The 24542-nt window shown below is 64.9% G+C and carries 19 protein-coding genes and 1 pseudogene; 12 read left to right on the forward strand and 8 right to left on the reverse strand.

What is annotated here, in order from left to right; all coding sequences use genetic code 11:
- Positions 1-7 precede the first annotated feature (7 nt).
- A complete protein-coding gene (locus tag NLM15_RS12430) occupies positions 8-457 on the reverse strand; it encodes a (2Fe-2S)-binding protein (RefSeq protein WP_254117230.1) in 450 nt (149 codons plus the stop codon).
- A 328-nt stretch (positions 458-785) separates the two neighbouring features.
- Here NLM15_RS12430 and NLM15_RS12435 point away from each other — a divergent pair, with 328 nt between their 5' ends.
- A complete protein-coding gene (locus NLM15_RS12435) occupies positions 786-2408 on the forward strand; it encodes a B12-binding domain-containing radical SAM protein (protein WP_254117231.1) in 1623 nt (540 codons plus the stop codon).
- 4 nt (positions 2409-2412) lie between these two features.
- Here the strand turns inward: NLM15_RS12435 and NLM15_RS12440 are convergent, their stop codons facing one another.
- Positions 2413-3801 (reverse strand): MFS transporter, encoded by a 1389-nt coding sequence (locus NLM15_RS12440; RefSeq protein ID WP_254117232.1) that lies wholly within the window; start codon positions 3799-3801, stop codon positions 2413-2415.
- Between the two features lie 171 nt (positions 3802-3972).
- Between NLM15_RS12440 and NLM15_RS12445 the strand changes: the two genes are divergently transcribed.
- On the forward strand, positions 3973-5034 hold the full coding sequence (locus tag NLM15_RS12445; RefSeq protein WP_254117233.1) for an isocitrate/isopropylmalate dehydrogenase family protein: 1062 nt from the start codon (positions 3973-3975) through the stop codon (positions 5032-5034).
- Between the two features lie 308 nt (positions 5035-5342).
- On the opposite strand, the gene NLM15_RS12450 is transcribed toward NLM15_RS12445, so the two are convergent.
- Complete coding sequence (locus NLM15_RS12450) at positions 5343-6086, reverse strand: SDR family NAD(P)-dependent oxidoreductase (protein ID WP_254124220.1); 744 nt, start codon at positions 6084-6086, stop codon at positions 5343-5345.
- A 144-nt stretch (positions 6087-6230) separates the two neighbouring features.
- Between NLM15_RS12450 and NLM15_RS12455 the strand changes: the two genes are divergently transcribed.
- The 5 genes and pseudogenes from NLM15_RS12455 to NLM15_RS12475 all read left to right on the forward strand — a co-directional run bounded on the left by NLM15_RS12455 (position 6231) and on the right by NLM15_RS12475 (position 12549).
- The gene (locus NLM15_RS12455; protein WP_254117234.1) at positions 6231-7001 is read left to right on the forward strand and encodes a methyltransferase domain-containing protein; all 771 of its coding nucleotides are present in this window, start codon (positions 6231-6233) and stop codon (positions 6999-7001) included.
- A 210-nt stretch (positions 7002-7211) separates the two neighbouring features.
- A complete protein-coding gene (locus tag NLM15_RS12460) occupies positions 7212-8213 on the forward strand; it encodes a DctP family TRAP transporter solute-binding subunit (protein WP_254117235.1) in 1002 nt (333 codons plus the stop codon).
- A gap of 152 nt (positions 8214-8365) precedes the next feature.
- Positions 8366-8842 (forward strand): annotated as a pseudogene (locus tag NLM15_RS43505) (TRAP transporter small permease); the annotation flags it as partial.
- Positions 8843-9061: 219 nt separating this feature from the next.
- Entirely contained in the window at positions 9062-10342 is a 1281-nt protein-coding gene (locus NLM15_RS12470) for a TRAP transporter large permease (protein ID WP_254124221.1), read from the forward strand.
- 278 nt (positions 10343-10620) lie between these two features.
- A complete protein-coding gene (locus NLM15_RS12475) occupies positions 10621-12549 on the forward strand; it encodes an alkyl/aryl-sulfatase (RefSeq protein WP_254117236.1) in 1929 nt (642 codons plus the stop codon).
- A 193-nt stretch (positions 12550-12742) separates the two neighbouring features.
- Here NLM15_RS12475 and NLM15_RS12480 read toward each other — a convergent pair whose 3' ends face one another.
- The gene (locus tag NLM15_RS12480) at positions 12743-13813 is read right to left on the reverse strand and encodes a glycosyltransferase family 4 protein (RefSeq protein ID WP_254117237.1); all 1071 of its coding nucleotides are present in this window, start codon (positions 13811-13813) and stop codon (positions 12743-12745) included.
- A gap of 272 nt (positions 13814-14085) precedes the next feature.
- Between NLM15_RS12480 and NLM15_RS12485 the strand changes: the two genes are divergently transcribed.
- The 4 genes from NLM15_RS12485 to NLM15_RS12500 are packed head-to-tail and all read left to right on the forward strand — an operon-like array spanning position 14086 to position 20009.
- On the forward strand, positions 14086-15849 hold the full coding sequence (locus NLM15_RS12485) for an ABC transporter ATP-binding protein (RefSeq protein WP_254117238.1): 1764 nt from the start codon (positions 14086-14088) through the stop codon (positions 15847-15849).
- A gap of 60 nt (positions 15850-15909) precedes the next feature.
- Positions 15910-18114: an amylo-alpha-1,6-glucosidase gene (locus tag NLM15_RS12490; protein WP_254117239.1), complete on the forward strand. Its 2205-nt coding sequence runs from the start codon at positions 15910-15912 to the stop codon at positions 18112-18114.
- 21 nt (positions 18115-18135) lie between these two features.
- Complete coding sequence (locus NLM15_RS12495) at positions 18136-18672, forward strand: PRC-barrel domain-containing protein (RefSeq protein ID WP_254117240.1); 537 nt, start codon at positions 18136-18138, stop codon at positions 18670-18672.
- 23 nt (positions 18673-18695) lie between these two features.
- The gene (locus NLM15_RS12500) at positions 18696-20009 is read left to right on the forward strand and encodes an MFS transporter (RefSeq protein WP_254117241.1); all 1314 of its coding nucleotides are present in this window, start codon (positions 18696-18698) and stop codon (positions 20007-20009) included.
- Positions 20010-20043: 34 nt separating this feature from the next.
- Here NLM15_RS12500 and NLM15_RS12505 read toward each other — a convergent pair whose 3' ends face one another.
- The 4 genes from NLM15_RS12505 to fixL all read right to left on the reverse strand — a co-directional run bounded on the left by NLM15_RS12505 (position 20044) and on the right by fixL (position 23494).
- Positions 20044-20742 (reverse strand): helix-turn-helix domain-containing protein, encoded by a 699-nt coding sequence (locus NLM15_RS12505; protein ID WP_254117242.1) that lies wholly within the window; start codon positions 20740-20742, stop codon positions 20044-20046.
- A 150-nt stretch (positions 20743-20892) separates the two neighbouring features.
- The gene (locus NLM15_RS12510) at positions 20893-21315 is read right to left on the reverse strand and encodes a response regulator (protein ID WP_254117243.1); all 423 of its coding nucleotides are present in this window, start codon (positions 21313-21315) and stop codon (positions 20893-20895) included.
- Positions 21316-21358: 43 nt separating this feature from the next.
- Positions 21359-21973, reverse strand: a complete 615-nt coding sequence (gene fixJ, locus NLM15_RS12515; RefSeq protein WP_254117244.1) for a response regulator FixJ — start codon at positions 21971-21973, stop codon at positions 21359-21361.
- A gap of 3 nt (positions 21974-21976) precedes the next feature.
- Complete coding sequence (gene fixL / locus NLM15_RS12520; protein WP_254117245.1) at positions 21977-23494, reverse strand: sensor protein FixL; 1518 nt, start codon at positions 23492-23494, stop codon at positions 21977-21979.
- Between the two features lie 204 nt (positions 23495-23698).
- On the opposite strand from fixL, the gene NLM15_RS12525 reads away from it, so the two are divergent.
- Entirely contained in the window at positions 23699-24532 is an 834-nt protein-coding gene (locus tag NLM15_RS12525) for a universal stress protein (protein WP_254117246.1), read from the forward strand.
- Positions 24533-24542: the final 10 nt, after the last annotated feature.

Consider the following 24542-nt stretch of genomic DNA (forward strand, 5'->3'; position numbering starts at 1 on the left):
CGGCTCCTTACGCGCTGGCGATCGTGTGGATCGCTTCGCGCACCTGCTGGAAGGTGCCGCAGCGGCAGATATTGGTGATGGCCTCGTCGATATCGGCGTCGGTCGGCTTCGGCTTCTCGCTCAGCAGCGCCGCCACGGCCATGATCATGCCGCTCTGACAATAGCCGCATTGCGGAACGTCCTGGGCGATCCAGGCCTTCTGCACCTTGTGCAGCGTGTCGCCCGACGCGAGCCCCTCGATCGTGGTGATCTTCTTGCCTTCGGCCTCGCTGACCGAAACGCCGCAGGAGCGGATGGCGACGCCGTCCATGTGGACGGTGCAGGCGCCGCATTGCGCAATGCCGCAGCCATATTTGGTGCCGGTCAGGCCGGCATTCTCGCGGATCGCCCACAGCAGCGGCGTATCCGGCTCGACGTCGAGCGTAAAGGTTTTTCCGTTGATTGTTAGGTTTGCCATCGCAAGTCCCCTGATTGGCCCAATCCACCGATTGGACTCAGGGAACAATGTGTCCGGCAAATTGGAACTGTTCAAATCAATAGTCCGAGGGGGGCCATCGAAAATTCTCATGGGTGCGGGAAGATAGCGCACCGGGCGGTGTTGCGACCTCCCGCTCGGGCGCCGTCGGAACGCAGCCTGAGTGCCCCCTATCCATGAACGCCGGTCTATGGCCTGATGCGACGTTCGGGCGCGTTCCCGGCGTCGGAACAGGCCACAGTTTGTCCCTTTTGCCGGGGTGCAAGACGGCAACGCTTTGCTACACTGCACCCGAGTCAGAAGGAGTTCCATGAACGTGACGACCCCCTGCAACGTGCTGATGCTCTATCCGCTGTTCTCGGCAGAGTCCTTCTGGACCTTTGGTGAATCCTGCAAAGTGTTGGGCGTGAAGCGCCCTGCCGCTCCTTTGGGCCTGATCACCGTCGCCGCGATGTTACCCGAGAACTGGACGGTCCGGCTGATCGATTGCAACACCACGTCCTTCGGCGAGGAGGATCTTTCCTGGGCCGACGTCGTGTTTACCGGCGGAATGATGCCGCAGCAGGCCGACACGCTGCGCCTGATCGAAACGTGCCGTGCCGCAGGCAAGCCCGTGGTCGTCGGCGGTCCCGATCCGACCTCGAGCCCTCACATCTATGAGAGGGCCGACTTCCGGGTGCTCGGCGAGGCCGAGAGCGTCATCGACGACTTCATCGCGGCTTGGGACAGCGGCGCTCGCTCCGGCGTCTTCACGGCGCCGAAATTCCAGGCCGACGTCACCAAAACGCCGGTGCCGCGTTTCGACCTGCTCAAGTTCGAGGACTATCTCTATCTGGGTGTGCAGTACTCGCGCGGCTGTCCGTTCACCTGCGAGTTCTGCGACATCATCGAGCTCTACGGACGCGTGCCGCGCACCAAGACGATCGAGCAGATGTTCGTCGAGCTCGAGACGCTTTACCAGATGGGATATCGGGGCCATCTCGACTTCGTCGACGACAATTTCATCGGTAACAAGAAGTCGCTGCGGCAGTTCCTGCCCAAGCTCGCCGAATGGCAGCGCGCGCATGGCTATCCCTTCGAATTGTCCACTGAGGCCTCGGTCAATCTGGCCGACGACGCTGAATTGCTCGACTTGATGGGCGCGGCCAATTTCTTCGGCATCTTCGTCGGCATCGAAAGCCCGGATCCGGCGACGCTGGTCGCGATGCGGAAGAAGCAGAACACGCGGCGCAACATCGCCGAGAGCATCCACAAGATCTACGCCGCGGGCATGCTCGTCACCGCGGGCTTCATCGTCGGCTTCGACAACGAGAAGCTCTCGATGGCGGATGCGATGGTCGACTTCATCGAGGAGGCCGCGATTCCAGTCGCCATGGTCGGCTTGCTCTACGCCTTGCCGAACACTCAGCTCACGCGCCGCCTGGAGCGCGAAGGCCGGCTGCATCCAGGCCACGATCTCGCGCCGACCCTCGGCGCCGATCAGTGCACCAGCGGGATCAACTTCGATCCCGTCCGCCCGTTGCGCGACATCCTGACGGACTACAAGTCGGTGCTGGAGCGGGTCTACAGCCCGGCGGCCTATGCGGGCCGCATCGACAAGTTGATGACGCTGCTCGACCGGTCCAGACAGCGCTCCGAGCTGGCCGAGGGCGACATTCGCGCCAGGATCGGAGCGATGGAGACCGTGCACCGTGTGGTCACTGCGCTTCCCGAGGCGCGCGGACCGCTCTGGCAGACGTTCATGAACTGCGCCAAGCGCGACACATCATCGGCGCGGATCGCGGTGCAGATGATCGCGGCCTATGCGCATCTCGGGCCGTTCTCGCGCAAGGTGATCGAGGCGATCGACGGGCGCCTTGCTGCGCTCGACGACGAGGCTGTCGTCCCGGCGGCCGCGACGATCGACGCGACGGCGGCCCGGCATCTGGCCTGAGGGGCTACTTCACCGCAAGCCGCAGGAAGCTCATCACACTGCCGAGCGCGGCGAAGCCGGCCCCCAGCGCCAGAGCCACCGTGGCGCCTTCGTGGCCCGCGAGAGCAAAGCAGGCCGCCGCGAGCGCGGCGCCGGTCGTCTGTCCCGTCAGCCGTGCGGTCGCGACGATGCCGGAGGCGCTGCCGCTGCGGTGGGGCGGCGCGCTCGACATCACCGCTTTCATGTTCGGCGCCTGGAAGAAGCCAAAACCCATGCCGCAGATCACCATCCGCCAGATGATGTCGGGGATGGCAGGATTGGACGGGAGCATCGCGAGCAGCGCCATGCCGAGCCCGAGCAGCACGAGGCCGACGCCGCCGAGCAGGCCGACGGCGTGTCGATCGGAGAGGCGGCCGGCAATCGGCGCCATGATGCCGACCACCAGCGGCCACGGCGTCATGAAGAAGCCGGTCTCGACCTGCGAGCGGCCCAGCACGTCCTCGAAATAGAACGGCAGCGAGACGAAGGCGAGGCCCTGTACGGCGAAGGAGCACACGGCCGTCGCAGCCGACAGCGCGAACATCGGCCGGGCGAACAAATCGATCGGCAGCATCGGCGCCGGATGATCGGCGTGGCGGCGCGTCAGGATGAAGCCGAGCGCGAGGGCCGCGACCAGCTCGACGCCCACGACCGCCGGCGACAGATTGTGCGCGGCGCTGCCGATGCCCGTGATGAACAGCCCGAGGCAGGCGGATGCCAGGATCGCGCCCAGGAAGTCAAAGCCGTGATCGGCCCGCGGCGTCTTCGGCAGCATCGCAAAGCCGATCCCGATCGCGACGAGGCCGAAAGGGATATTGACGGCAAACAGCCAGGGCCATGGGCCGACCGCGAGAATGGCGGAGGCGACCGAAGGGCCGAAGGTGAAGGCGGTCGCGACCACCAGCGCGTTGTGGCCGAAACCGCGGCCGAGCATCCGGCCGGGATAGACGAAGCGCACAAGCGCCGTATTGACGCTCATGATGCCGCTGGCGCCCAGGCCTTGCAGCGTGCGCGCGACCAGCAGGCTGTCCAGCGACCACGCCACCGCGCAGAGCAGCGAGGCGATGGTGAACAGGACGAGGCCGCCGAGATAGATGCGCTGGTGGCCGACGATCTCGCCGAGCGCGCCGAGCGGCAGCAGCGTCGCCACCAGCGCAATCTGGTAGACGTTGACCACCCAGACCGACTGCTCCGGCGTGACGTGCAGGTCGGCGGCAATGGCCGGCAGCGCGATGTTGGCGATCGCGGTGTCGAGCGAGGCCATCGCCAGCGCGGTGAAGATCGCGGCGATCGCCCAGCGGCGCTGCGCGGCCGGCAGGCCGTCGGCAATGGGATGGTCAGGCTCGCGCGCGGCGGCAGGTAACGTGATTGTCATTGCGTTCGCGCATTGCTCCGGCGGCGTGGCTGAGGGGGCTTTTGGCATGTACTACGCCGAGGCCGCCTGCCACAGGCATATGCTTGCATGCTGTGTATGCGCGAAGGTCAGGCGATGATGCCTCGCGCTGGCGTATGATCGCGCGAGCTGCTGCAATTTCAGGGGATCGCCATGCAAATCGTCGTTCTGCCCGGTGACGGCATCGGACCGGAGATCACGACCGCGACATCGGGCGTGCTGCGCGCGGCCTCCGAACGCTTCCAGCTCAATCTGCGGCTGGAGGAGCACGCGGTCGGGCATGCGAGCCTCAAGCTATCAGGCACGACGGTACGCCCCGAGCTGCTCGACATCGTCCGCGCCGCCGACGGCCTGATCCTGGGCCCGACCGCGACCTTCGACTTCAAGGACGAGGCGCATGGCGAGATCAATCCGTCCAGGCATTTTCGCAAGAACCTCGACCTCTACGCCAATGTCAGGCCCGCGCGCACCTATGCAGGGCGGCCCGGCCGGTTCGGCGAGTTCGACCTCGTCGTGGTGCGCGAGAACACCGAAGGCTTCTACGCGGACCGCAACATGGAGCAGGGCAATGGCGAGATGCTGGTCACGCCTGATGTCGCGATCTCGCTGCGCCGGATCACGCGGGCGTGCTGCGAGCGCATCGCGCACGCCGCCTGCCGTCTGGCGATGAAGCGGCGCAAGCATCTCACCATCGTGCACAAGGCCAATGTGCTCAAGATCGGCGACGGCATGTTTCTGGACATCTGCCGCGCGGCGGCGAAGGCCTATCCCGGCCTCGCAGTCGACGACATCCTGGTCGATGCGATGATGGCGCATGTCGTGCGCAACCCCGATCGCTTCGACGTGATCGTCGCCACCAACATGTTCGGCGACATCCTGTCCGATCTCACGGCGGAGCTTTCAGGCAGCCTCGGCCTCGGCGGCTCGCTCAATGTCGGCGACCGTTACGCGATGGCGCAGGCCGCGCACGGCTCGGCGCCCGACATCGCCGGGCAGGACGTCGCCAATCCGGTCTCGCTGATCCTCTCGACCGCGCTGCTGCTCGCCTGGCATGGCGAGAAGACCGGCGCCGTGCGCTACGAGGAGGCGGCACGTGCGATCGAGGCGGCGGTGGCGAAGGCGCTTCGCGAGGGCAGGGCGACGCGGGACGTCGGCGGCAAGCTCGGCACGATCGCAGCGGGAGCGGCGATTGCGGAGATCTTGCAGGCGGAGTGAGGGACTCACGCGTCCTTTTTCTTGGGCCTCAAAACAAAATGTCGAAAAACAACCCCATGCACAGTAGAACGCCCCTTGATTGATAAGGGTTTTTCGAACCGCGTCGCGACGACATTCGCAGTCGTGATCACGTTGACCCGTCGGGCAAAACACTGGCAGGATGTGATCGTGGCAGTGATCGCGAAACGTTCGGTATGTAGGGTGGGCAAAGCGAAGCGTGCCCACCATTCGCAGTGAGGATAAAATGGTGGGCACGGCGCGCAAAGAGCGCGCCTTTGCCCACCCTACGGCACCGATCGGCTCAGCCCCTAGAACTGATACCGCCTCAGCCCCCCATCCACCGGGATCACCGTCCCCGTGATGTACCGCGCCACCGGCGATGCCAGAAACACTGCAAGCGCCGCGAGGTCCTCCGGCTCGCCCCAATAGCCGACCGGGATCTCTTCTTCCGCAAAGCGCTCGCGATAATCCGGCGGATAGTTGCGGCGGATCTGTTCGCTCATGATGCGGCCGGGCGGGATGCAGTTGATGGTGATGCCGTGCTCGCCGATCTCGCGCGACAGGCCCTTGGCCCAGGCGTGCACGGCGGCCTTGGCGGCGAAGGCGGCGTTGAGGCCTTCCGGCTCGGACTTGCCGGTGATGTTGACGATGCGGCCCCATTTGCGTTCGATCATCTGCGGCAGCAGTGCATGTGCGATGCGGCGGTAGCTGGTGAAATTCAGCGCGATCGCCTCGTCCCATTTGCTGTCGGGCGCATCGACCGGCAGCGGGCGGCTGCCGCCGGCATTGTTGATGAGGATGTCGACATGGCCGAGCTCGCCCACGGCGAAGGCTGCGATCTTCTCCGCCGCGTCCTTTGCCATCACGTCCTGCTCGAACGGCGTGATCAGGCCGCCGCCGACTTCGTTCACAAGCTCGGCAAGCAGGTCGGTGCGCCGCGCCACGCCGACGACGCGGACGCCTTCTGCAGCGAGGCCCCTGGCGATGGCGCGGCCGATGCCGATGCTCGCTCCGGTGACGACTGCAGTTTTCGATTTGAGCCCGAGGTCCATGGTCACACGCTCTCTTGTTTGCTTTTTTGCGTATTGCTGTTCGTTTCCTGCCCTGTCCCTGTCAGGTGATTTGCCCGACCGGGACGAGCAGTGGTAACCAACAGCCATCGCGAAGGAAACACGAAAAAGAAAAGGCGCCGAACGATGGTCTGGGATCCGCAGCAATACTTGAAATTCTCCGGCCACCGGCTCCGGCCCGCCGTCGACCTGTTGATGCGAATTCCGGATGTCGGCCCGCGCACCATCGCCGATCTCGGCGCCGGCGCTGGCAACGTGACAAAACTCATCAAGGAACGCTGGCCGGATGCGAGCGTGACCGGTGTCGAGGGTTCGGCCGAGATGGTTGCCGCGGGGCGGAAGGCGGCGCCGGATGTGGAATGGTCGCACGAGGACCTCGGCCATTGGCGTCCCGCGAAGCAGTATGACGTCGTCTATTCCAATGCCGCACTGCACTGGCTGCCCAATCATGCGGCACTGTTTCCGTCGGTCATGGAGAAGGTGGCGCGTGGGGGCATGCTTGCGGTGCAGATGCCGCGCAACTTCCTCGCGCCATCGCATGTACTGATTGGCGAGACGGCGCTGAACGGTCCGTGGCGTTCAAAGGTCGAGCATCTCGTCACGCCGCCGCCGGTGCAAGGGCCGGCCTACTATCACGATCTTCTTGCTCCGATGTCGGCCAATATCGACATCTGGGAGACCGAATATCTGCAAGTGCTCGAAGGCGACAACCCCGTGAAGGAATGGACCAAGGGGACATGGCTGACGCGCTATCTCGATATCTTGCAAGGCGACGAGAAGGCTGCGTTCGAGGCAGCCTATGGCGAACGTGTCGCAAAGGCCTATCCGAAGAATGCCGCCGGGCAGACGCTGTTCCCGTTCCGGCGTCTGTTCATGGTCGCCCAGCGCAAAAGCTGATTGCACTGCCGCAATGCGACATAAGCGCTCGTTCCCTGGAATGGGAGCGGGTGCCGGGTTGCGTGGACAACAACCATCAAGATAGCTTGCCTGCGGCAAATTGGGCTTAGGTCTAGTTGTTCGGGTGGCGGATTGCTGCCACTACTGGACTGCAAACCGGGCTGCAAAACAAAAAAGACCCGGTTTTAGAGGTTGTTGGGAGGTTACTTCATGCGCAAGCTGCTTCTTGCGATCGCCGCCGCAGCTATTCTCGCGGCCCCTGCCGTTGCCCAGGCTCAAAGTCCAATCGTCATCAAGTTCAGCCACGTCGTCGCCAACGACACCCCGAAGGGGAAGGGCGCGTTGAAGTTCAAGGAACTCGCCGAGAAATACACCGACGGCAAGGTCAAGGTCGAGATCTACCCGAATTCCACGCTCTACAAGGACAAGGAGGAGATCGAGGCGCTCCAGCTCGGCTCGGTGCAGATGCTCGCGCCTTCGACCGCGAAATTCGCACCTCTCGGCATCAAGGAATTCGAGGCGCTCGACCTGCCCTGGCTGTTCAAGGACGACGCGACCTATTCCAACGCGATGAAGGGCACGGTCGGCAAGTGGCTGTTCCAGAAGCTCGAGGCCAAGGGCATCACCGGGCTCGCCTATTGGGACAATGGCTTCCACATGCTGTCCGCCAACCGCGCGTTGGTGAAGCCGACCGATTTCCAGGGATTGAAATTCCGCATTTCGGGCTCGAAGGTCGCCGACCAGTATTTCCGCATCCTCGGCTCGATCCCGCAGATCATGGCGTTCTCGGAAGTCTACCAGGCGCTGCAGACCGGCGTGGTCGACGGCTGCGAGAACACCGCATCCAACTATCTGACGCAGAAATTCTACGAGGTGCAGAAGGACATCACCGTGTCCTATCACGCGCATCTGCAATATGCCGTCATCGTCAACTCGAAATTCTGGAACGGGCTGCCGCCCGACGTCCGCACCCAGCTCGACAAGGCGATGGCGGAGGCGACTGAATACACCAACCAGATCGCGCATCAGGAGAACGACGACGCGCTGGCCGAGATCAAGAAGACCGGCAAGACCACGCTGCATTATTTGACTGACGCCGACCGCAAGGCGTGGCAGGAAGCGATGCAGCCGACTTATAAATGGGCAAAGGGACGGGTCGGGCAGGAAGTGCTCGATCTCGTCGCCAAGGAACTCGACGTCAAGATGAACTGACGGCCGCGTTCGCATAAGAACAACATGAACGGTCGGGGGCATCGCACTCCCGGCCGTTTCGCTCTTGAATGACGGGCTATTTCTGGGGGACCAAGTTGCTGCGTGTGCTGAATCGTTTCCTCGATCATCTCGAGGAGTGGCTGATCGCGACGATGATCGCGGCCGCAACGTCGCTGATCTTCGTCGCCGTGCTGCATCGCTACGGCGCCGGGCTGTCGATCGACATCGCCAAATGGGCGGAGGCGCGCAGTCTGAGCTTCATTGCCGTCCCCGCACGCGCGGCGTTTGTCTGGCTTGCCGCGCTCGACCTGTCCTGGGCGCAAGAGCTTTGCATCTACATGTTCATCTGGATGGCGAAGTTCGGCGCGGCCTATGGCGTGCGCACGGGCATCCATGTCGGCGTCGACGTGCTCGTCAACATCCTCCCCGGCGGGTCGCGCCGCCGCGTCATCACCTTCGGCCTTTTGTGCGGCGCGCTTTTCACCGCCATCGTGGCCTATTTCGGGGCCGCGTTCGTCGGCCAGATGTGGCAGACCGGCCAGCAATCCAACGACCTCGAAGCGCCGATGTGGATGGTGTATCTCACGATCCCGCTCGGCTCCGGCCTGATGTGCTTCCGCTTCCTCCAGGTCGCATGGTCGTTCTACCGCACCGGCGAGCTGCCGCATCACGACATGGCGGGCGTCGAGGGCGTCGAGGCGGACCCGGTGCATCCGGCGCCGGTCACCCGCAGTCAGGTCGTCCGCGACGAGCGCAGCCCGCTCGGCTGGGTCCTGATACTGCTGCCCATGCTGATCGTCGCCGTGTGCTTTGCGCATGCCGGCCACCTCATCACGCTGCCGCAGGGCGTGCGCGTCTTCATCGTGTTCGCGCTCCTGCTTTCGTTGATGCTCACGGGCATGCCGATCTCGATCGCGCTGGGTCTCACCGTGCTTAGCTTCATGTTCACGCTGACCGACGTGCGAACGGAATCGGTGGCGCTGAAGCTGTTCACCGGCATCGAGAATTTCGAGATCATGGCGATCCCGTTCTTCATCCTCGCCGGCAACTTCCTGACCCATGGCGGCGTCGCGCGCCGCATGATCAATTTCGCGACCGCGCTGGTCGGCCATTGGTACGGCGGTCTCGCTCTGTCGGGCGTGGTCGCATGCGCGCTGTTTGCCGCGATCTCCGGCTCGTCGCCGGCGACCGTGGTGGCGATCGGCTCGGTGATCCTGCCCGCCATGATCGCGCAGGGATTCCCGAGACGGTTCGGTGCGGGCGTGATCACGACCTCCGGCTCGCTCGGCATTCTCATTCCGCCGTCGATCCCGATGGTTCTCTACGCGGTCTCCACCAACACCTCGGTCGGCAAGCTCTTCATCGCCGGCATCGTGCCGGGAATGGTGCTCGCATTCCTGCTCGGTGCGACGACCTTCTATCGCGCCTGGCGTAACGACTATCCGCGGATGCCGAAGGCGACGTTCATGGAGCGCTTCGATGCATTCCGCAAGTCGATCTGGGGCATCCTGCTGATCGTGATCGTGATCGGCGGCATCTACACCGGCTTGTTCACGCCGACGGAAGCCGCGGCCGTCAGCGCGGTCTACGCCTTCATCGTCGCGGTGTTCATCTACAAGGATTTGAAGCTGCGGGACGTGCCGCGGGTGTTGCTGTCGTCGGCCAATCTTTCGGCGATGCTGCTCTACATCATCACCAACGCCGTGCTGTTCTCGTTCCTGATGACCTACGAGAACGTGCCGCAGGCGCTGGCGCAATGGATGATCGACCAGGGCTTGGGGTGGATCGGCTTCCTGCTGGTCGTCAACCTGCTGCTGCTCTTGGCAGGCAACGTGATGGAGCCGTCTTCGATCATCCTGATCATGGCGCCGATCCTGTTTCCGGTCGCGGTCAAGCTCGGCATCGACCCCATTCATTTCGGCATCCTGATGACGGTCAACATGGAGGTCGGACTGTGCCATCCGCCGGTCGGCCTCAATCTCTACGTCGCCTCGGGCATCGCCAAGATGGGCATCACCGAGCTCACGGTCGCGGTGTGGCCGTGGCTGCTGACGATGCTGGGATTCCTCGTGGTCGTGACCTATTGGCCGGGCCTGTCGTTGTGGTTGCCGAGATTGTTGGGGATGTAGCCGTGTTTGCTGGGCAGCGGCGAATGCGGTGACACCCTCTCCCCCTGTGGGAGAGGGTGGCTCGCCGCATAGCGGCGAGGCGGGTGAGGGGTCTCTCTCCTCACGAATAACCTTGCGAATGGGAAAGAACCCCTCATCCGGCGCTTCGCGCCACCTTCTCCCACAAGGGGAGAAGGAAGAGTGCACTGTCCTTGCCTCGCTGCTTTCGCCTCCGCCAGCGATGGCAATCGACCGCGAGATGCGGTTAGATGCGCGCAACGAGCCGGGAGGAGACAAGCATGACAGACCCCAGCAAAGAGCCGAAGGACGCAACGGCGTCCGTCATCGCGCAGCAGGCGGCGATGCAAAATGCGCTGCCGTTTTCCGACACGCGGGATTTCGACGATGCCGCGCGCGGCTTCCTCGGCACGATCGAGAACGCGAAGATTACAAACCCGCAAGGGCGGACGGTCTGGAGCCTCGAGCCCTACGGCTTCCTGTCATCCGAGCAGGCGCCGCCGACGGTCAATCCGAGCCTGTGGCGGCAGTCGCGGCTCAACATGCAGCACGGGCTGTTCGAGGTCGTGCCCGGCGTCTACCAGGTGCGCGGGCTCGACATCGCCAACATGACGCTGATCGAGGGCGACAATGGCGTCATCGTTGTGGACACGCTGACCTCGATCGAGGGCGCGCGTGCTGCGCTCGATCTTTACTACAAGCATCGCGGCCAGCGGCCCGTCGCGGCCGTCATCTTCACGCACACCCACACCGATCACTGGGGCGGTGCGCGCGGCGTGCTTGAGGAGGATGCGCTGGCGACCTCCCGCGTGCCGATCATCGCGCCGAACCTGTTCATGGAGCACGCGGTCTCCGAGAACATCATCGCGGGGCCGGCGATGCTGCGCCGGGCGCAATATCAGTTCGGCCCGTTTCTCGCCAAGGGGGCACGAGGGCAGGTCGATTGCGGGCTCGGAAAGTCGATGGCCGCGGGATCGGTCGCGCTGCTCCGGCCGACCGACCTGATCATGGCGACCGGCGACAAGCGCGTGATCGACGGCGTCGAGTTCGAATTCCAGATGGCGCCGAACAGCGAAGCGCCGGCGGAGATGCACTTCTTCATCCCGCGTTACAAGCTGCTGAACCTTGCCGAGAACTGCACGCATAATTTCCACAATCTGCTGCCGTTCCGCGGCGCCGACGTGCGCGATGCGCTCGCCTGGTCGAAATATCTGGGCGAGGCCTTGCAGCTCTGGGACGGCAAGGCGGAAGCGATGTGCGGCCAGCATCACTGGCCGGTGTGGGGAGCCGAGCGGATCGGCACGATGATCCGGCAGCAGCGCGATCTCTACAAATTCGCGCATGACCAGACCATCCGCCTGATGAACCACGGCCTCACGGCAGCCGAGATCGCCGAGACGATCCAGCTGCCGAAGAGCCTGGAGGGCGCCTGGCACGGCCGCGGCTATTACGGTCATATCCGGCATAACGTGAAGGCGATCTACCAGAAATATCTCGGCTGGTACGATGCCAACCCGGTCAATCTCGATCCGCTGCCGCCGGTCGAGTCCGGCAAGAAATATGTCGAGTACATGGGCGGCGCCGACGCCATCCTCGCGCGCGCCCGCAAGGACTTCGACAAGGGTGAATTCCGCTTCGTGGCACAGGCGCTCGGCCATCTCGTCTTCGCCGAGCCTGATAATGCCGCGGCACGTGCACTGCTGGCGGATACGCTCGAGCAGCTCGGTTATGCCGCCGAGAGCTCGACCTGGCGCAACGCCTATCTGTTCGGCGCACAGGAATTGCGCCAGGGCATGCCGAAGACCCCGCCGCGCCCGCCGATGCCGCGCGAGACGTTGGCGGCGCTGCGCACCTCGCAGCTCTGGGACGTGCTCGGCATTCGCCTCAACGGCCCGAAGGCGGAAGGCAAGCATATCGTGCTGAACTGGAGCTTTTCCGATACCGGCGAGACGTTCGTGCTCAACCTGGAAAACTCTGCGCTGACCTATACCGAAGGCGTGCAGGCGGAAGGCGCGGACGCCAGCTTCACGCTCGCGCGCGCAACGCTCGATGAAGTCATCGCCAAGCTGACCAGCTTCCCGGAAGCCGTCGCTGCCGGCAAGGTCAAGCTATCGGGTAATCCGATGAAGCTTGCCGAGCTGATGGGCCTGATGGACGAATTCCCGCGCATGTTCGAGATCGTCGAGCCGAAGCGCGCGGTGGTGGCGTAGGGCGGGCTGTTGTTGACGCGCTGAGGGCGCGTCACACTGCGCTGTCGTCCCTGCGAACGCAGGGACCCATAACCCCAGGCAGAAGTCGCCGGGCGAGACTGGTCACTCCGAGTCTTCGCCCAACAACGTCCTGTGGCTATGGGTCCCGGATCTGCGCTTCGCTTGTCCGGGACGACAGTTGTGATTACGCCGGCTACTCCGCGCTGCTCACCAGCTTGATCCGCGGCGCCTGTGCCTCGGTCAGGCTGCGATAGGCTGCGAGATAGTCGAGCGCCATCCGCCGCGCCGTGAAGCGCTTCTCGAACTGCTTGCGGATGGCCGCGCGATCCAGTTTCGCGAGGCGATTGACGACGCCGGCAGCGCTGATGATGTCCTCGACCACGAAGCCGGTGAGGCCCTCGTCGATGATCTCGGGCACCGAGCCGCGGTTGAAGGCGACGACCGGCGTTCCGCAGGCCATGGCTTCGATCATCACGAGACCGAACGGCTCCGGCCAGTCGATCGGCAGCAGCAGTGCGAGCGCACCGCTCAGGAAGTCCGATTTCTCGTGATCGCTGATCTCGCCGATGAATTCGACCAGCGGGTTGTTCACGATCATCGGCTTGATCAGCTCGTCATAATAGTCCTGGTCGGCGCGATCGACCTTGGCTGCGATCTTCAGCGGGATACCGCAATGCATCGCGATCTTGATGGCGCGGTCGACGCCCTTCTCAGGCGCGATGCGGCCGAGCACGGCGAGGTATTCCTGCTTCGCCGGCTTCGGCGTCAGCAGGTCTTCCGGCAGGCCATGATGGATCGTCGTGACCCAGTTCGCCTGCGGCACCGGCCTGCGCTGCGCATTCGAGATCGAGATCACCGGCATCTTGGTGAAGGTGTTGAACACCGGCTGATGCTCCGGCAGATCGAGCCGACCGTGCAGCGTGGTCACGAACGGGGTCGGCTGCCGGTGGAACAGGGACCACGGATAGTAATCGAGATGGAAGTGGAGGAAGTCGAACTCCTCGTCGTCACATTTCTGCCGCACGCGCTCCAGGAGCACCATGTGCAGCGCGTTGGGATCGCGCACGGAACCGTCGAGGCGAAGCGCCCGCGGCCATAATGCATCCAGTTTCGCCGAGGTCTGCGAGTCGCCGCTGGCGAACAGCGTGACGTCGTGACCCAAGGCAACCAATTCTTCCGTCAACCAGTGCACCACCCGCTCGGTGCCGCCATACAGCTTGGGTGGAACAGCCTCCGTCAACGGAGCTACCTGCGCGATGCGCATCTCACCATCTCCTTTGTGCGATCATGGAAACTAACCCCCGCCGTGACTGGGCACCGGCATGCCAGTCGAGGGAACGTTCTCGCAATTGCGAAGTTCCTTCAACGAACGTTACTTCTTGGACACACTTCTGCGTGGCCGCGATGCTGCCATCTCCTCTTCTCACATCGTCCGCATCCGCATGTCGTGATGGCCCGGCCCGGGAACCGAGGCGAAGCGGTCGATGTTCAATCGGCTAATAGAAAATTGAATCATCACGACGGGGTTGCAGTCATATGGATCATCTCTCTGGATACGCGCGCAGGCCATTTGCCTTTGTCTTGCGCTATTTGCGACGACGACTGACGTCGCATCTCGTGATCCTGACCGCCGTCGTTGCAGCGGTTGCCTGCTCCGTGGGCACGCAGTACGGCGTCAAATCCCTGGTCGACAGCCTGTCCGCGGGAACATCGCACGGTGGCAGCGTATGGCTGGCATTCATTTTACTCATGTCGCTGATCGCCGCCGACAATTTCCTGTGGCGGATCGCGAGCTGGACCGCGAGCTTCACCTTCGTCCGTGTCACGGGCGATTTACGCCGTGACATATTTCGTCATCTCACCGGCCACGCCCCGAGCTACTTCTCGGATCGCATGCCGGGCATGCTGACGAGCCGTATCACCGCGACATCGAACGCGGTGTTCACGGTCGAGAACATGTTCGTCTGGAACGTGTTGCCGCCGTGCATCGCCACAATTGCGGCAATCATGCTGATTGGAACCGTAAGCCCTTATATGGCACTGGGCCTGATCGTGATCGCCGGTGGCATGGTAGTCGCGATGTTCCATCTGGCCGCAGCCGGCAAGCCGCTGCATGATGACTTCGCCGACAAGGCCGCTGTCGTCGACGGCGAGATGATCGATGTCATCAGCAACATGCCGCTGGTCCGCGCCTTCTGCGGCATCGGCCACGAGCACGAGCGGTTCGACGCGACGGTGAACCGGGAACTGACCGCGCGCGGCCGTAGCCTGCGTTACCTGGAAAAGCTGCGGCTCACGCATGCCGGCGTGACGGTCGTCCTGACGGTGGCGCTGATGGCCTGGGCCATCATGCTCTGGCAGCAGGGTGAGGCGACCACCGGCGATGTCGTGCTGGTCTGTACGCTCGGCCTGTCCATTCTCAATGCGACGCGCGACCTCGCGGTGGCGCTGGTCGACGTCACCCAGCACGTCGCGCGCCTGACCGAGGCGATCGCGACCTTGCTCGTGCCGCATGAATTGCGCGATCATCCCGAGGCCGAGCCGCTGATGAAGCACGGCGCCGCGATCGCCTACAACAACGTCACCTTCGGCTATCCCGGCGGCGAGAAGATCTTCGATCGGTTCAGCCTGCGGCTTCAGCCCGGCCAGCGCGTCGGCCTGGTCGGCCAGTCAGGCGGAGGGAAATCGACCCTGTTCACGCTGCTGCAGCGGTTCTACGATGTCGACGATGGCAGCGTGACCATCGACGGCCAGGATATTTCCAAGGTGACCCAGCTGAGCCTGCGCGAGGCCATCTCGGTCGTGCCGCAGGATATCTCGCTGTTCCACCGCTCGATCCGCGAGAACATCCGCTACGGCCGTCCGAACGCGACTGACGACGAGGTGCTGCGCGCGGCGATTGCGGCGCGCTGCGATTTCATCGACAGCCTGCCGGAAGGTCTCGACACCATGGTCGGCGACCGCGGCGTCAAAATGTCCGGCGGCCAGCGCCAGCGTATCGCGATCGCGCGCGCGTTCCTGAAGGACGCGCCGATCCTGCTGCTGGACGAGGCGACCGCCGCGCTCGACAGCGAATCCGAGGAGGCGATCCGCGAGGCGCTGTCGCGCCTGATGCGCGGCCGCACCGTGATCGCGATCGCGCACCGGTTGGCGACGTTGCGCAATTTCGATCGCGTTCTCGTGCTGAAGAATGGCAAGATCATCGAGGACGGCGCGCCCGACCGCCTGATGCAGGGCCACGGTCCCTACCGTGAGCTGGTGACCCAGGAGATGAGCCGGCTCTCGAAGTTCGCCGCGTAAGTCCAACAGTTTGCGTTTGCGTTGGTCGCGTTCGAAAAACAGGCCGCAGGGGAGCAGCTCATGGCAGCCGAAGCCGTAACCCAGATCGTCTCGGTATCGCGCACGGTCGAGGCCGTCGCGGAGCAGGCGTTCTACATTCCGATGACGGGGCCCGCCGCGCGGCCCCGTCGCTCGCTCAAGCACGACGACACCTTCATCGTGCTGGACAGTCATGGCGACATCGGCGCCTCCGCGGGCGGGCCGGACGGCCTGTTCAACTACGACACGCGCTATCTGGCGCGGCTGGAGCTCGTGCTCGACGACCTCCAGCCGCTGCTGCTCGGCTCGAATTTGCGCGACGACAATTCGGCCCTGACCGTCGATCTCACCAATCCCGACATCTATCGCCAGGGCCGCATCGCGCTCCAGAAGGATCTGCTGCACATCGTGCGCACGATCTTCCTGTGGCGCGGCACGGCCTATCAGCGCATCGGCGTGCAGAATCATGGCGACCGTCGCGCCAGCTTCGAGTTGACGCTGCTGTTCGACAACGATTTTGCCGATCTGTTCGAGGTGCGCGGCGAGCGGCGTCCGCGCCGCGGGACCGGCACCAGCAAGTTGCTCGGGCCGACCGACGTGCTGTTCGAATATCGCGGCCTCGACGATGCCGAGCGCACCACCGGCCTGCATTTCGATCCGCGCCCGACGCGGCTGTCGGTGAATGCCGCGACCTGGCAGCTCGATCTGGACCCGCATCATTCGAAATCGCTGTTCGTGGCGGTGTCCTGCAACCGGCCGGTCGCGGAGAAGCCTGCGCGCTTCTTCAGGGGCCTGCTCGCCCATCGCCGCGAGATGCGCCAGTCGACGATGGGCGCGGCCAGCATCGAGACGTCCAACAACATCTTCAACGAGGTGCTGTGCCAGGCCATGGCCGACCTCAACATGCTGATGACGGAGACGCCGCAGGGGCGTTACCCCTATGCCGGCATTCCCTGGTACTCGACGACGTTCGGGCGCGACGGCCTAATCACTGCGCTGCAGATGCTGTGGGTCGATCCGCGGGTCGCCAAGGGCGTGCTGCGGCGGCTCGCGCATTTCCAGGCCGAGGCGGTCGATCCGCTGAACGATGCGGCGCCGGGAAAGATCCTGCACGAGATGCGCGGCGGCGAGATGGCGGCGCTGCGCGAGGTGCCGTTCGCGCAATATTACGGCAGCGTGGATTCGACCGCTCTGTTCGTGTTGCTCGCGGGGCGCTATTTCGAACGCACCGGCGATGAGAAGACCTTGGTCGAGCTGTGGCCGGCGATCGAGGCGGGGCTGGCCTGGATCGACGGGCCCGGCGACCCCGACAAGGACGGCTTCGTCGAATATCAGCGCGCCACCGAAAAGGGTCTCGCCAACCAGGGCTGGAAGGACTCCTATGACGCGATCTTCCATGCCGATGGCCAGCTCGCGGAAGGCAATCTCGCCCTTGCCGAGGTGCAGGGTTACGTGTTCGCCGCCAAGCAGCTCGCCGCGCGTTGCGCGCTGCGGCTCGGCAAGCCGGAGCTCGCCAAAAAGCTCGAGGCCGAAGCCAGGGCGCTGGCCGAGCGTTTCGAGAAGGCGTTCTGGTGCGAGGAGCTCGGCACCTACGCGCTCGCGCTCGACGGCAAGAAGCGGCAATGCAAGGTGCGGACGTCGAATGCCGGGCAGGTTCTGTTCAGCGGCATGATCCGCGAGGACCGCGCGCGTCTCGTCGCTGCGGACCTGATGGCGCCGCATTTCTTCTCGGGCTGGGGCATCCGCACCGTCGCCGTCGGCGAGGTGCGCTACAATCCGATGTCCTATCATGACGGGTCGATCTGGCCGCACGACAATGCGCTGATCGCGCTCGGGCTCGCGCGCTACGGGCTCAAGCATTCGGTGGCGCATGTCTTCAAGGGACTGTTCGACGCGGCGACCTACATGGACCTGCGGCGGCTGCCCGAATTGTTCTGCGGCTTCCGGCGCGAGAAGCGGCGCGGCCCGACGCTCTATCCGGTCGCCTGCGCGCCGCAGGCCTGGGCCAGCGCGACGCCGTTCACGCTGCTGGAGGCGGCGCTCGGCATCGAGTTCGATGTCGCGCGCGGCGAGATTCGCCTGCGCAATCCGCATCTGCCGGCGTTCCTGAACGAGGTGATCCTGCACGATCTGCGCCTCGGCGATTCCAGCGTGGATCTGCGGGTCAGCCGCCACGGCGACGACGTGGCGCTGGAGGTGTTGCGCACGCGCGGCCAGATCCAGGTCTCGATCGTGCTGGCGCGCTAGCGGCGCCTGCGAGGAGGGTTCATGCGTACCGCCGGATGGTTGGTCTTGAGCGTGGCGATCGTCGCAGGATTGACGGTCGCCGCATCCCGCGCCGCGGAGGAGCCGCCTGCGGTGTCCCCAACGACGCCCCCAAGCGAAGCGAATGCGCCGGCGACGGTGCAGCCGCCGACTTCCACCGTGCCGGTGACGCCGAAGGATGCCGCGCCGCCGCCGTCCGTGACCATCATCGGTGCGAGCGACGCGCACGGCGTGCTCGGTCGTGACGTGCGCAGCGCCGCGGACGAGGCCATGGGCCGCATTGTCGACATCATCGTCGACCGCACCGGCCATGTGCGCGCCGCCGTGATCGATTTCGGCGGCTTCCTCGGCGTCGGCAGCCGCAAGATCGTGGTGGACTGGAACGCGATGCGGTTCGGCAAGATTGCCAACAAGAAGGACAGCATCACGCTGGAACTGACCAAGGCGCAGGTCGCAGCCGCGCCGGAATACAAGGAAGACACGCCGATGGTCGTGCTCGGCGCGTCCGGCAGCCTGCAGCCGCTGCAAGCGATTCAGTGAGGCGAGAGGAGGGATGGCGGCCGGTGCTGTTGTCGAGGAAGCCGAACCACGCAGATCGCGAGAGCGGCGTTGAACGGGACCACGTCTCCGCGCCGCCGCCTGCGAGCATCCCGGCGCCGTCGCGGCAGAGCCTGCGCGGCCTCGACTGGTTCATCTTCTTCCTCGCCGACGTGCAGACCGGGTTTGGCCCCTTCATCGCGGTTTACCTCACGACGCAGAAATGGACCCAGGTCGAGATCGGCCTCGTGCTCTCGATCGGCGGCATCGTCGCGCTGATCGGGCAGATGCCGGGCGGCGCGATCATCGATGCCGCGAAGTCCGAGCGGCTGGTCGCAGCCCTTGCCATCGCGACCATCGGCTTCTGCGCGCTCGCCTATGCGGCGATGCCGATCTTCCCCGTCGTGGTGGCGGCCGCAACGCTGCATGCGGCAGCGAGCTGCGTGCTGGGGCCGGCGATCGCGGCCATCAGCCTCGGCCTCGTCGGTCCGCTTGCGATCGGCGAGCGGCTCGGCCGCAACGCGCGCTTTGCGTCCCTCGGCAACGGCGTCGCCGCCGCCGTGATGGGCACGGCCGGCTATCTCCTGTCGAGCCGCTCGGTGTTCCTGGTCACCTTCCTGCTCGCGATTCCGACCCTGATCGCGCTGTCGCGCATCCGCGAGGAGGAAGTCGACATCGCCCGCTGTCACGGCGAGATGCCGCGCGAGGCTCCGGTTCCCGGCGATACCAATATCTGGCACCTGATCCGGCAGCGGCCCCTGATCGTCTTCGCGCTGAGCGTGCTGCTGCTGCAATTGGCGAACGCGGCGATGATGCCGCTGATGGCGAGCGCGGTGACGGCGCGGTCGAGCCAGTGGGCGACGGTGCTCGTCGCCTTCTGCATCGTGGTCCCGCAGGCGATCGTGGCGCTGCTGTCGCCGACGGTCGGGCGCAAGGCGCAGCTTTGGGGCCGCCGGCCGCTGCTGCTGATCGGGTTCGGTGCGCTGACGATCCGGGGCCTTTTGTTCGCGACGGTGCGCGATCCCTATCTGCTGGTGCTGGTGCAGGTGTTCGACGGCCTCACGGCGGCGGTGTTCGCGGTGATGATTCCGCTGATCGTCGCCGACGTCGCCTTCGGCAGCGGGCACTTCAATCTGGCGCAAGGCATCGTCGGCACGGCGACGGGCATCGGCGCATCGCTGAGCACGGCGCTCGGCGGCTATGTCAGCGACAAGTTCGGCAATGCCACCGCCTTCATCGGGCTGTCCGGCGTCGCCGCGACCGGGCTTTTGCTGATCCTCTTCGTGATGCCGGAAACCCGGCGCACCGGCATGATCGCGCCAAAAGAAATGGCCGGCTGAACGGCCGGCCAAGTGGGTGGGGAGGAAGAAAAGGTCAGGCGTCGAGATTGTGCAGACGCGCCCGGTTGCGCAGCACGATCTGGCGGGCACCGGAGAAGCCGAGAATGCCCTGGGTGTGAAGCTGCGACAGCGCGCGCGACACGGTTTCCAGCGTAAGGCCGAGATAGTCGCCGATGTCGCGGCGGCACATCGGCAGCGCCATCATGCCGGCAACGGCGAGGCGGCGGTCCATCTCGAGCAGGAAGGTCGCGACGCGCTCCATCGCGGTCTTGCGTCCCAGCAGCAGCATGTGGTCTTCGGCGTGACGCAGTTCGCCGGCGGTCATGGCCCAGAGCTGGCGGGCGACCTGCACGTCGGTGCCGGCGGCCTTCTCCAGGCTCGCGCGCTTCACCAGGCGCACAGTCGTGTCGATGATGGCTTCGGCGGCGAGGCGGTGGCTGGGGCCGGATTCAAGGCCGAACACGTCGCCGGGAAGATGGAAGGAGCCGATCTGGCGGCGGCCGTCGGAGAGGAGCTTGTAGCTGCGCACCGCGCCAGTGATGACCTGGTAGACATATTCGGCCGGCTCGTCCTCGCCGTAGATCTCCTCGTCCTTGCGGTAGGAGAACTCCGTGGCGAGGAGGCCGACATGGCCGGCGATCGCGCCGAACTGGTCGGAGACGGGATGGGCGGGAGCGATCTTGCCACGAATTTGCGTGTTGATCGCCTGGGTGTTGAGCGTCTGGGTCAGCATCTGCGCCATCTCCGTTGTGATGACGCTTTGGTACGCGGTATCGGGTGCCTCGAAAATTTCGCGAGATATCTTAAGGAGGTTGCCTTACGTAGAGTCCCGTAGGTCATGGAGCTCCATCCGGGCTACGGAGCCTACGTAGAATCCCGTAGGTCAGTTGCCGCGTCCGTCCTGGATGGCGTGGCGGATGGACTTGACCAGGTTTTCGTCGAGAAGCGGCTTCAGGATCACGTCTTTGACGCCTGCGGCGGCCGCGCGGGCCGAGATGTTCCCGTCGGGATAGCCGGTGATCAGGATCACGGGCGTGCCCTCGTCGGACTGACGCAGGCGGCCGGCCAGCTCGATGCCGTTGATGTCGGGCATCTTGTAGTCGATCACGTAGCAGTCCGCGCCGGGGGTACCACTGGCATTGAGCAGGGCCGTCGCATTCCTGAAGGTCCGCACGTCGAAGCCGTCGGTTTCCAGCAGGAAGCGGAGCGATCCCAGCACGGCGGCATCGTCGTCGACCACGTAGACGGTGGGCTTTGCGGATGACGTCACTGGGAGCCGCTGATGGTGCGAGCCGATCTCGATCATCCCATTTGGCTAGCACGGCTCGGGAGAATGATTTTGACCTGCCTCAATCCTTCAGCATGCCGGCGCGCATCGCCAGCCGCACCAGTTCCGACAGGCTGCCCGCCTGCATCTTGGTCATGACGTTGGCCCGGTAGACCTCGATGGTGCGCGGGCTGATGTCGTATTCGCGGGCGATCAGCTTGTTGGAGAGACCGGCAATCAGTCCCTCCATGACCTGGCGTTCCCTGGGACTCAAGGAGGCGACGCGCGCGGCGACGTCCTGCGAGATGGCCTCGTTCCTGGCCGCCGGCTCGGCCTGGCGGATCGCCGTTTCGATCATGGTGGTGAGGCGGTCGTCCTCGAACGGCTTCTCGAGAAAGTCGATCGCTCCGAGCTTCATCGCCTCGACCGCGAGCGGCACGTCGCCATGGCCGGTCATGATCAGGATCGGGAACGCGCTGTGCTGAGCCTTCATCCACTTCAGAAGCTCGATGCCATCGAGGCCTGGCATGCGCACGTCGGAGACGACGCAGCCGAAGGCGAGGCCGGGGAGGGCATCGATGAAGCTCTGCGCATTGTCGAACAGCGTGACGCCGAAGCCGGAGGAATCCAGCAGGAAGTTCAGCGAGTCCCGCATCGCCTCGTCGTCGTCGATGACGTAGACATGTCCCTTGGTCATTGATCAGTTCTCGTCGGCTGCCGGCAAGGTGAAACGGAATGTCGCACCGCCCGATGCGTTGCCCTCGGCCCACATGCGGCCGCCGTGAGCCTCGATGATCGAGCGGCTGATGGACAGTCCTACGCCCATGCCGGTGTCTTTGGTGGTGAAGAAGGTCTGGAACAGATTTGGAATGACGTCGTCCTGGAAACCGGAGCCGGTGTCGGAGACCTCGACCTCGATCATGTCGTCACTGATGCGCTTGTTGGCGACGACGAGCTCGCGCCGTGGCGACTGCGCCATCGCCTCTAGCGCGTTGCGGAACAGATTGACCAGCACCTGCTGGATCTGCACGCGGTCGGCGAGCACGAGATCGGCGTCCGGATCGAGGCTGAAGCGGAGCTGCACGTTCTGCTCGCGCGCGCCGGCAAGCCCGAGCGCGCCGGCTTCCTCGATCAGCTTGGACAGGCTCTCGACCCGCTTCTCCGACTCGCCGCGGGAGACGAAGTCGCGCAGGCGGCGGATAATCTGGCCGGCGCGCAAGGCCTGCTCCGCGGCGCGATCGAGCGCGTTTTCGATCTTTGGCGTGTTGGCGTCGGTGCTGCCGGCCAGCAGCCGCCGGGAACCCTTCATGTAATTGCTGATTGCGGCCAGCGGCTGGTTGATCTCATGAGCGAGCGCCGAGGCCATCTCACCCATCGCGGTCAGCCGCGAGACATGGACGAGCTCTGACTGCAATTCCTGGAGCCGCGCCTGGGTCTGCTGGTGCTCGGTGAGGTCGCGGACGAAGCCGGTGAAATAGGGCTCGCCGCCGGACTGCATCTCGCCGATCGACAGATGCATCGGGAATGTCGTGCCGTCGCGGCGCTTTCCGGTCACGATGCGGCCGATGCCGATGATGTGCGGATCGTTCGTGCTGCGATAGCGCGCGATGTAGCTGTCGTGGCGGGTGCGGTCCGGTTCCGGCATCAGGATGCTGACGTTCTGGCCGATCGCCTCCTGCTCGGACCAGCCGAACAGGCGCTCGGCCGCCGTGCTGAACAGCTGCATGATGCCGCGGCCGTCGATCACGATCATGGCGTCGGGAATGGTGTGAAGGATCGAGCGGAGATGGGTCTCGCGCGTGCGCAGGGCTTCCTCGACCTGCTTCTCCTTGTCGATGTCGAGGAGGATGCCGCTGAGATGGCGGGCGACACCGGAATCGTCCCTGATCAGGCCGGCGCGGGCCCTGATCCATTTGCCGCGGCCGGAGTTGCCGGAAATCCTGAAGGAGACGTCGAAGCCGCCGCCATGCTCGGTGACCTGCCTGATCGCGGTCTCGACGCGCGCGCGGTCCTCGGGCTCGAGACGCGACAGGAAGAGCTCGTAGCTCGCCGGCTCGCCACGCTCGACACCGAGCAGCATCCGCGCGGTTTCCGACCACTCCAGTTCTCGCGTCGTGAGGTCGAGATCCCAGGTGCCGACGCCGAATCCTTCGATCCGAACCCGGAAATGCTCGCCGCGACCGTCGTCGGGCGGATGCGTTACGCGGGTCGGCGACAAGCGATGGCTCCCTTTCTGCGGCTAGCGTGGTGCCGCGAACATGATCGCAATTTCGCCCATGGGCGGGTCGGAGGCAAGTTCGGATGTCTGATTCCATTGGCGGATTTCCCGCAGGCCCGGCCCCGGCGCTTTGATCTATCTCATCCTGCCCCGCGCCGGCGAGGCTAGATTTCGTCCCAGTGCATTGCTGTGCGGAGACCCCCGATGACATTCGCGACCGTGATGGTCAGCCTGGCGCTCGATCAGTCCAACGAGGCGCGGCTTCAGGTCGCGGGCGAGCTCGCCGAGCGATTCGAGGCCGATCTCGTCGGGGTCGCGGCGGCACGGTTCGCTCCGCCCCTCTATTTCACCGACGGTGCGGAGGCCCAGAGCCTGATCGACCGGGAGGAAGCCTCCATCAGGAAGCGCCTTGCCGATCTGGAGGTCCAATTCCGCGCCGCCACGAAGAATCGCGGCGGGCGCGTGGAGTGGCGCAGCGCCATGGATTTTCCGGCGCGATTCGTGTCGGCGCAGGCGCGCTGCGCCGACCTCCTCGTCAGCGGCGGGCAGAGCCCGGCCTTCTCCGACGCGTTTGCGCTTGCAAGCCCGAAGGATCTGGTGATGCAGGCCGGCCGTCCGCTGCTGGTCGTTCCCGACAAGGCCAACTGGCTCGATCTGCGCAGCGTGCTGGTGGCGTGGAAGGACTCGCCGGAGTCGCGGCGCGCGGTGGTCGACGCGCTGCCGATGCTGCACAAGGCGCGGGATGTGACCATCGTTGAAATTCCGGAGCCCGGCGACGATCGTTCGGCCATGATGGCCGGCGTCACCGACGTTGCCGCCTGGCTCGCTCGTCACGGCATCACCGCGACGGCGCGGGTCTCGGAGGCCGTGCGAAGCGAAGCCGCCGCTGCTCAATTGGAGAAGATCGCCGGCGACGTCGGTGCCGGCCTGATTGTCGCCGGCGCCTACGGTCATTCCCGCTTCCGCGAGCTGATCCTCGGCGGCGTCACCGAATATCTGGTCACGCAAACCGCGCGCAGCGTGCTGCTGTCGCACTGACGGCCAGCCA

Origin of the sequence: Bradyrhizobium sp. CCGB20, assembly GCF_024199855.1 — a bacterium.
Taxonomy (GTDB): domain Bacteria; phylum Pseudomonadota; class Alphaproteobacteria; order Rhizobiales; family Xanthobacteraceae; genus Bradyrhizobium.

Bases quoted from the DNA above. Each gene is read 5' to 3' on its own strand.
- NLM15_RS12430 (WP_254117230.1), bottom strand. From the start codon at position 457: ATGGCAAACCTAACAATCAACGGAAAAACCTTTACGCTCGACGTCGAG.
- NLM15_RS12435 (WP_254117231.1), top strand. From the start codon at position 786: ATGAACGTGACGACCCCCTGCAACGTGCTGATGCTCTATCCGCTGTTC.
- NLM15_RS12440 (WP_254117232.1), bottom strand. From the start codon at position 3,801: ATGACAATCACGTTACCTGCCGCCGCGCGCGAGCCTGACCATCCCATT.
- NLM15_RS12445 (WP_254117233.1), top strand. From the start codon at position 3,973: ATGCAAATCGTCGTTCTGCCCGGTGACGGCATCGGACCGGAGATCACG.
- NLM15_RS12450 (WP_254124220.1), bottom strand. From the start codon at position 6,086: ATGGACCTCGGGCTCAAATCGAAAACTGCAGTCGTCACCGGAGCGAGC.
- NLM15_RS12455 (WP_254117234.1), top strand. From the start codon at position 6,231: ATGGTCTGGGATCCGCAGCAATACTTGAAATTCTCCGGCCACCGGCTC.
- NLM15_RS12460 (WP_254117235.1), top strand. From the start codon at position 7,212: ATGCGCAAGCTGCTTCTTGCGATCGCCGCCGCAGCTATTCTCGCGGCC.
- NLM15_RS12475 (WP_254117236.1), top strand. From the start codon at position 10,621: ATGACAGACCCCAGCAAAGAGCCGAAGGACGCAACGGCGTCCGTCATC.
- NLM15_RS12480 (WP_254117237.1), bottom strand. From the start codon at position 13,813: ATGCGCATCGCGCAGGTAGCTCCGTTGACGGAGGCTGTTCCACCCAAG.
- NLM15_RS12485 (WP_254117238.1), top strand. From the start codon at position 14,086: ATGGATCATCTCTCTGGATACGCGCGCAGGCCATTTGCCTTTGTCTTG.
- NLM15_RS12490 (WP_254117239.1), top strand. From the start codon at position 15,910: ATGGCAGCCGAAGCCGTAACCCAGATCGTCTCGGTATCGCGCACGGTC.
- NLM15_RS12495 (WP_254117240.1), top strand. From the start codon at position 18,136: ATGCGTACCGCCGGATGGTTGGTCTTGAGCGTGGCGATCGTCGCAGGA.
- NLM15_RS12505 (WP_254117242.1), bottom strand. From the start codon at position 20,742: ATGCTGACCCAGACGCTCAACACCCAGGCGATCAACACGCAAATTCGT.
- NLM15_RS12510 (WP_254117243.1), bottom strand. From the start codon at position 21,315: ATGATCGAGATCGGCTCGCACCATCAGCGGCTCCCAGTGACGTCATCC.
- fixJ (WP_254117244.1), bottom strand. From the start codon at position 21,973: ATGACCAAGGGACATGTCTACGTCATCGACGACGACGAGGCGATGCGG.
- NLM15_RS12525 (WP_254117246.1), top strand. From the start codon at position 23,699: ATGACATTCGCGACCGTGATGGTCAGCCTGGCGCTCGATCAGTCCAAC.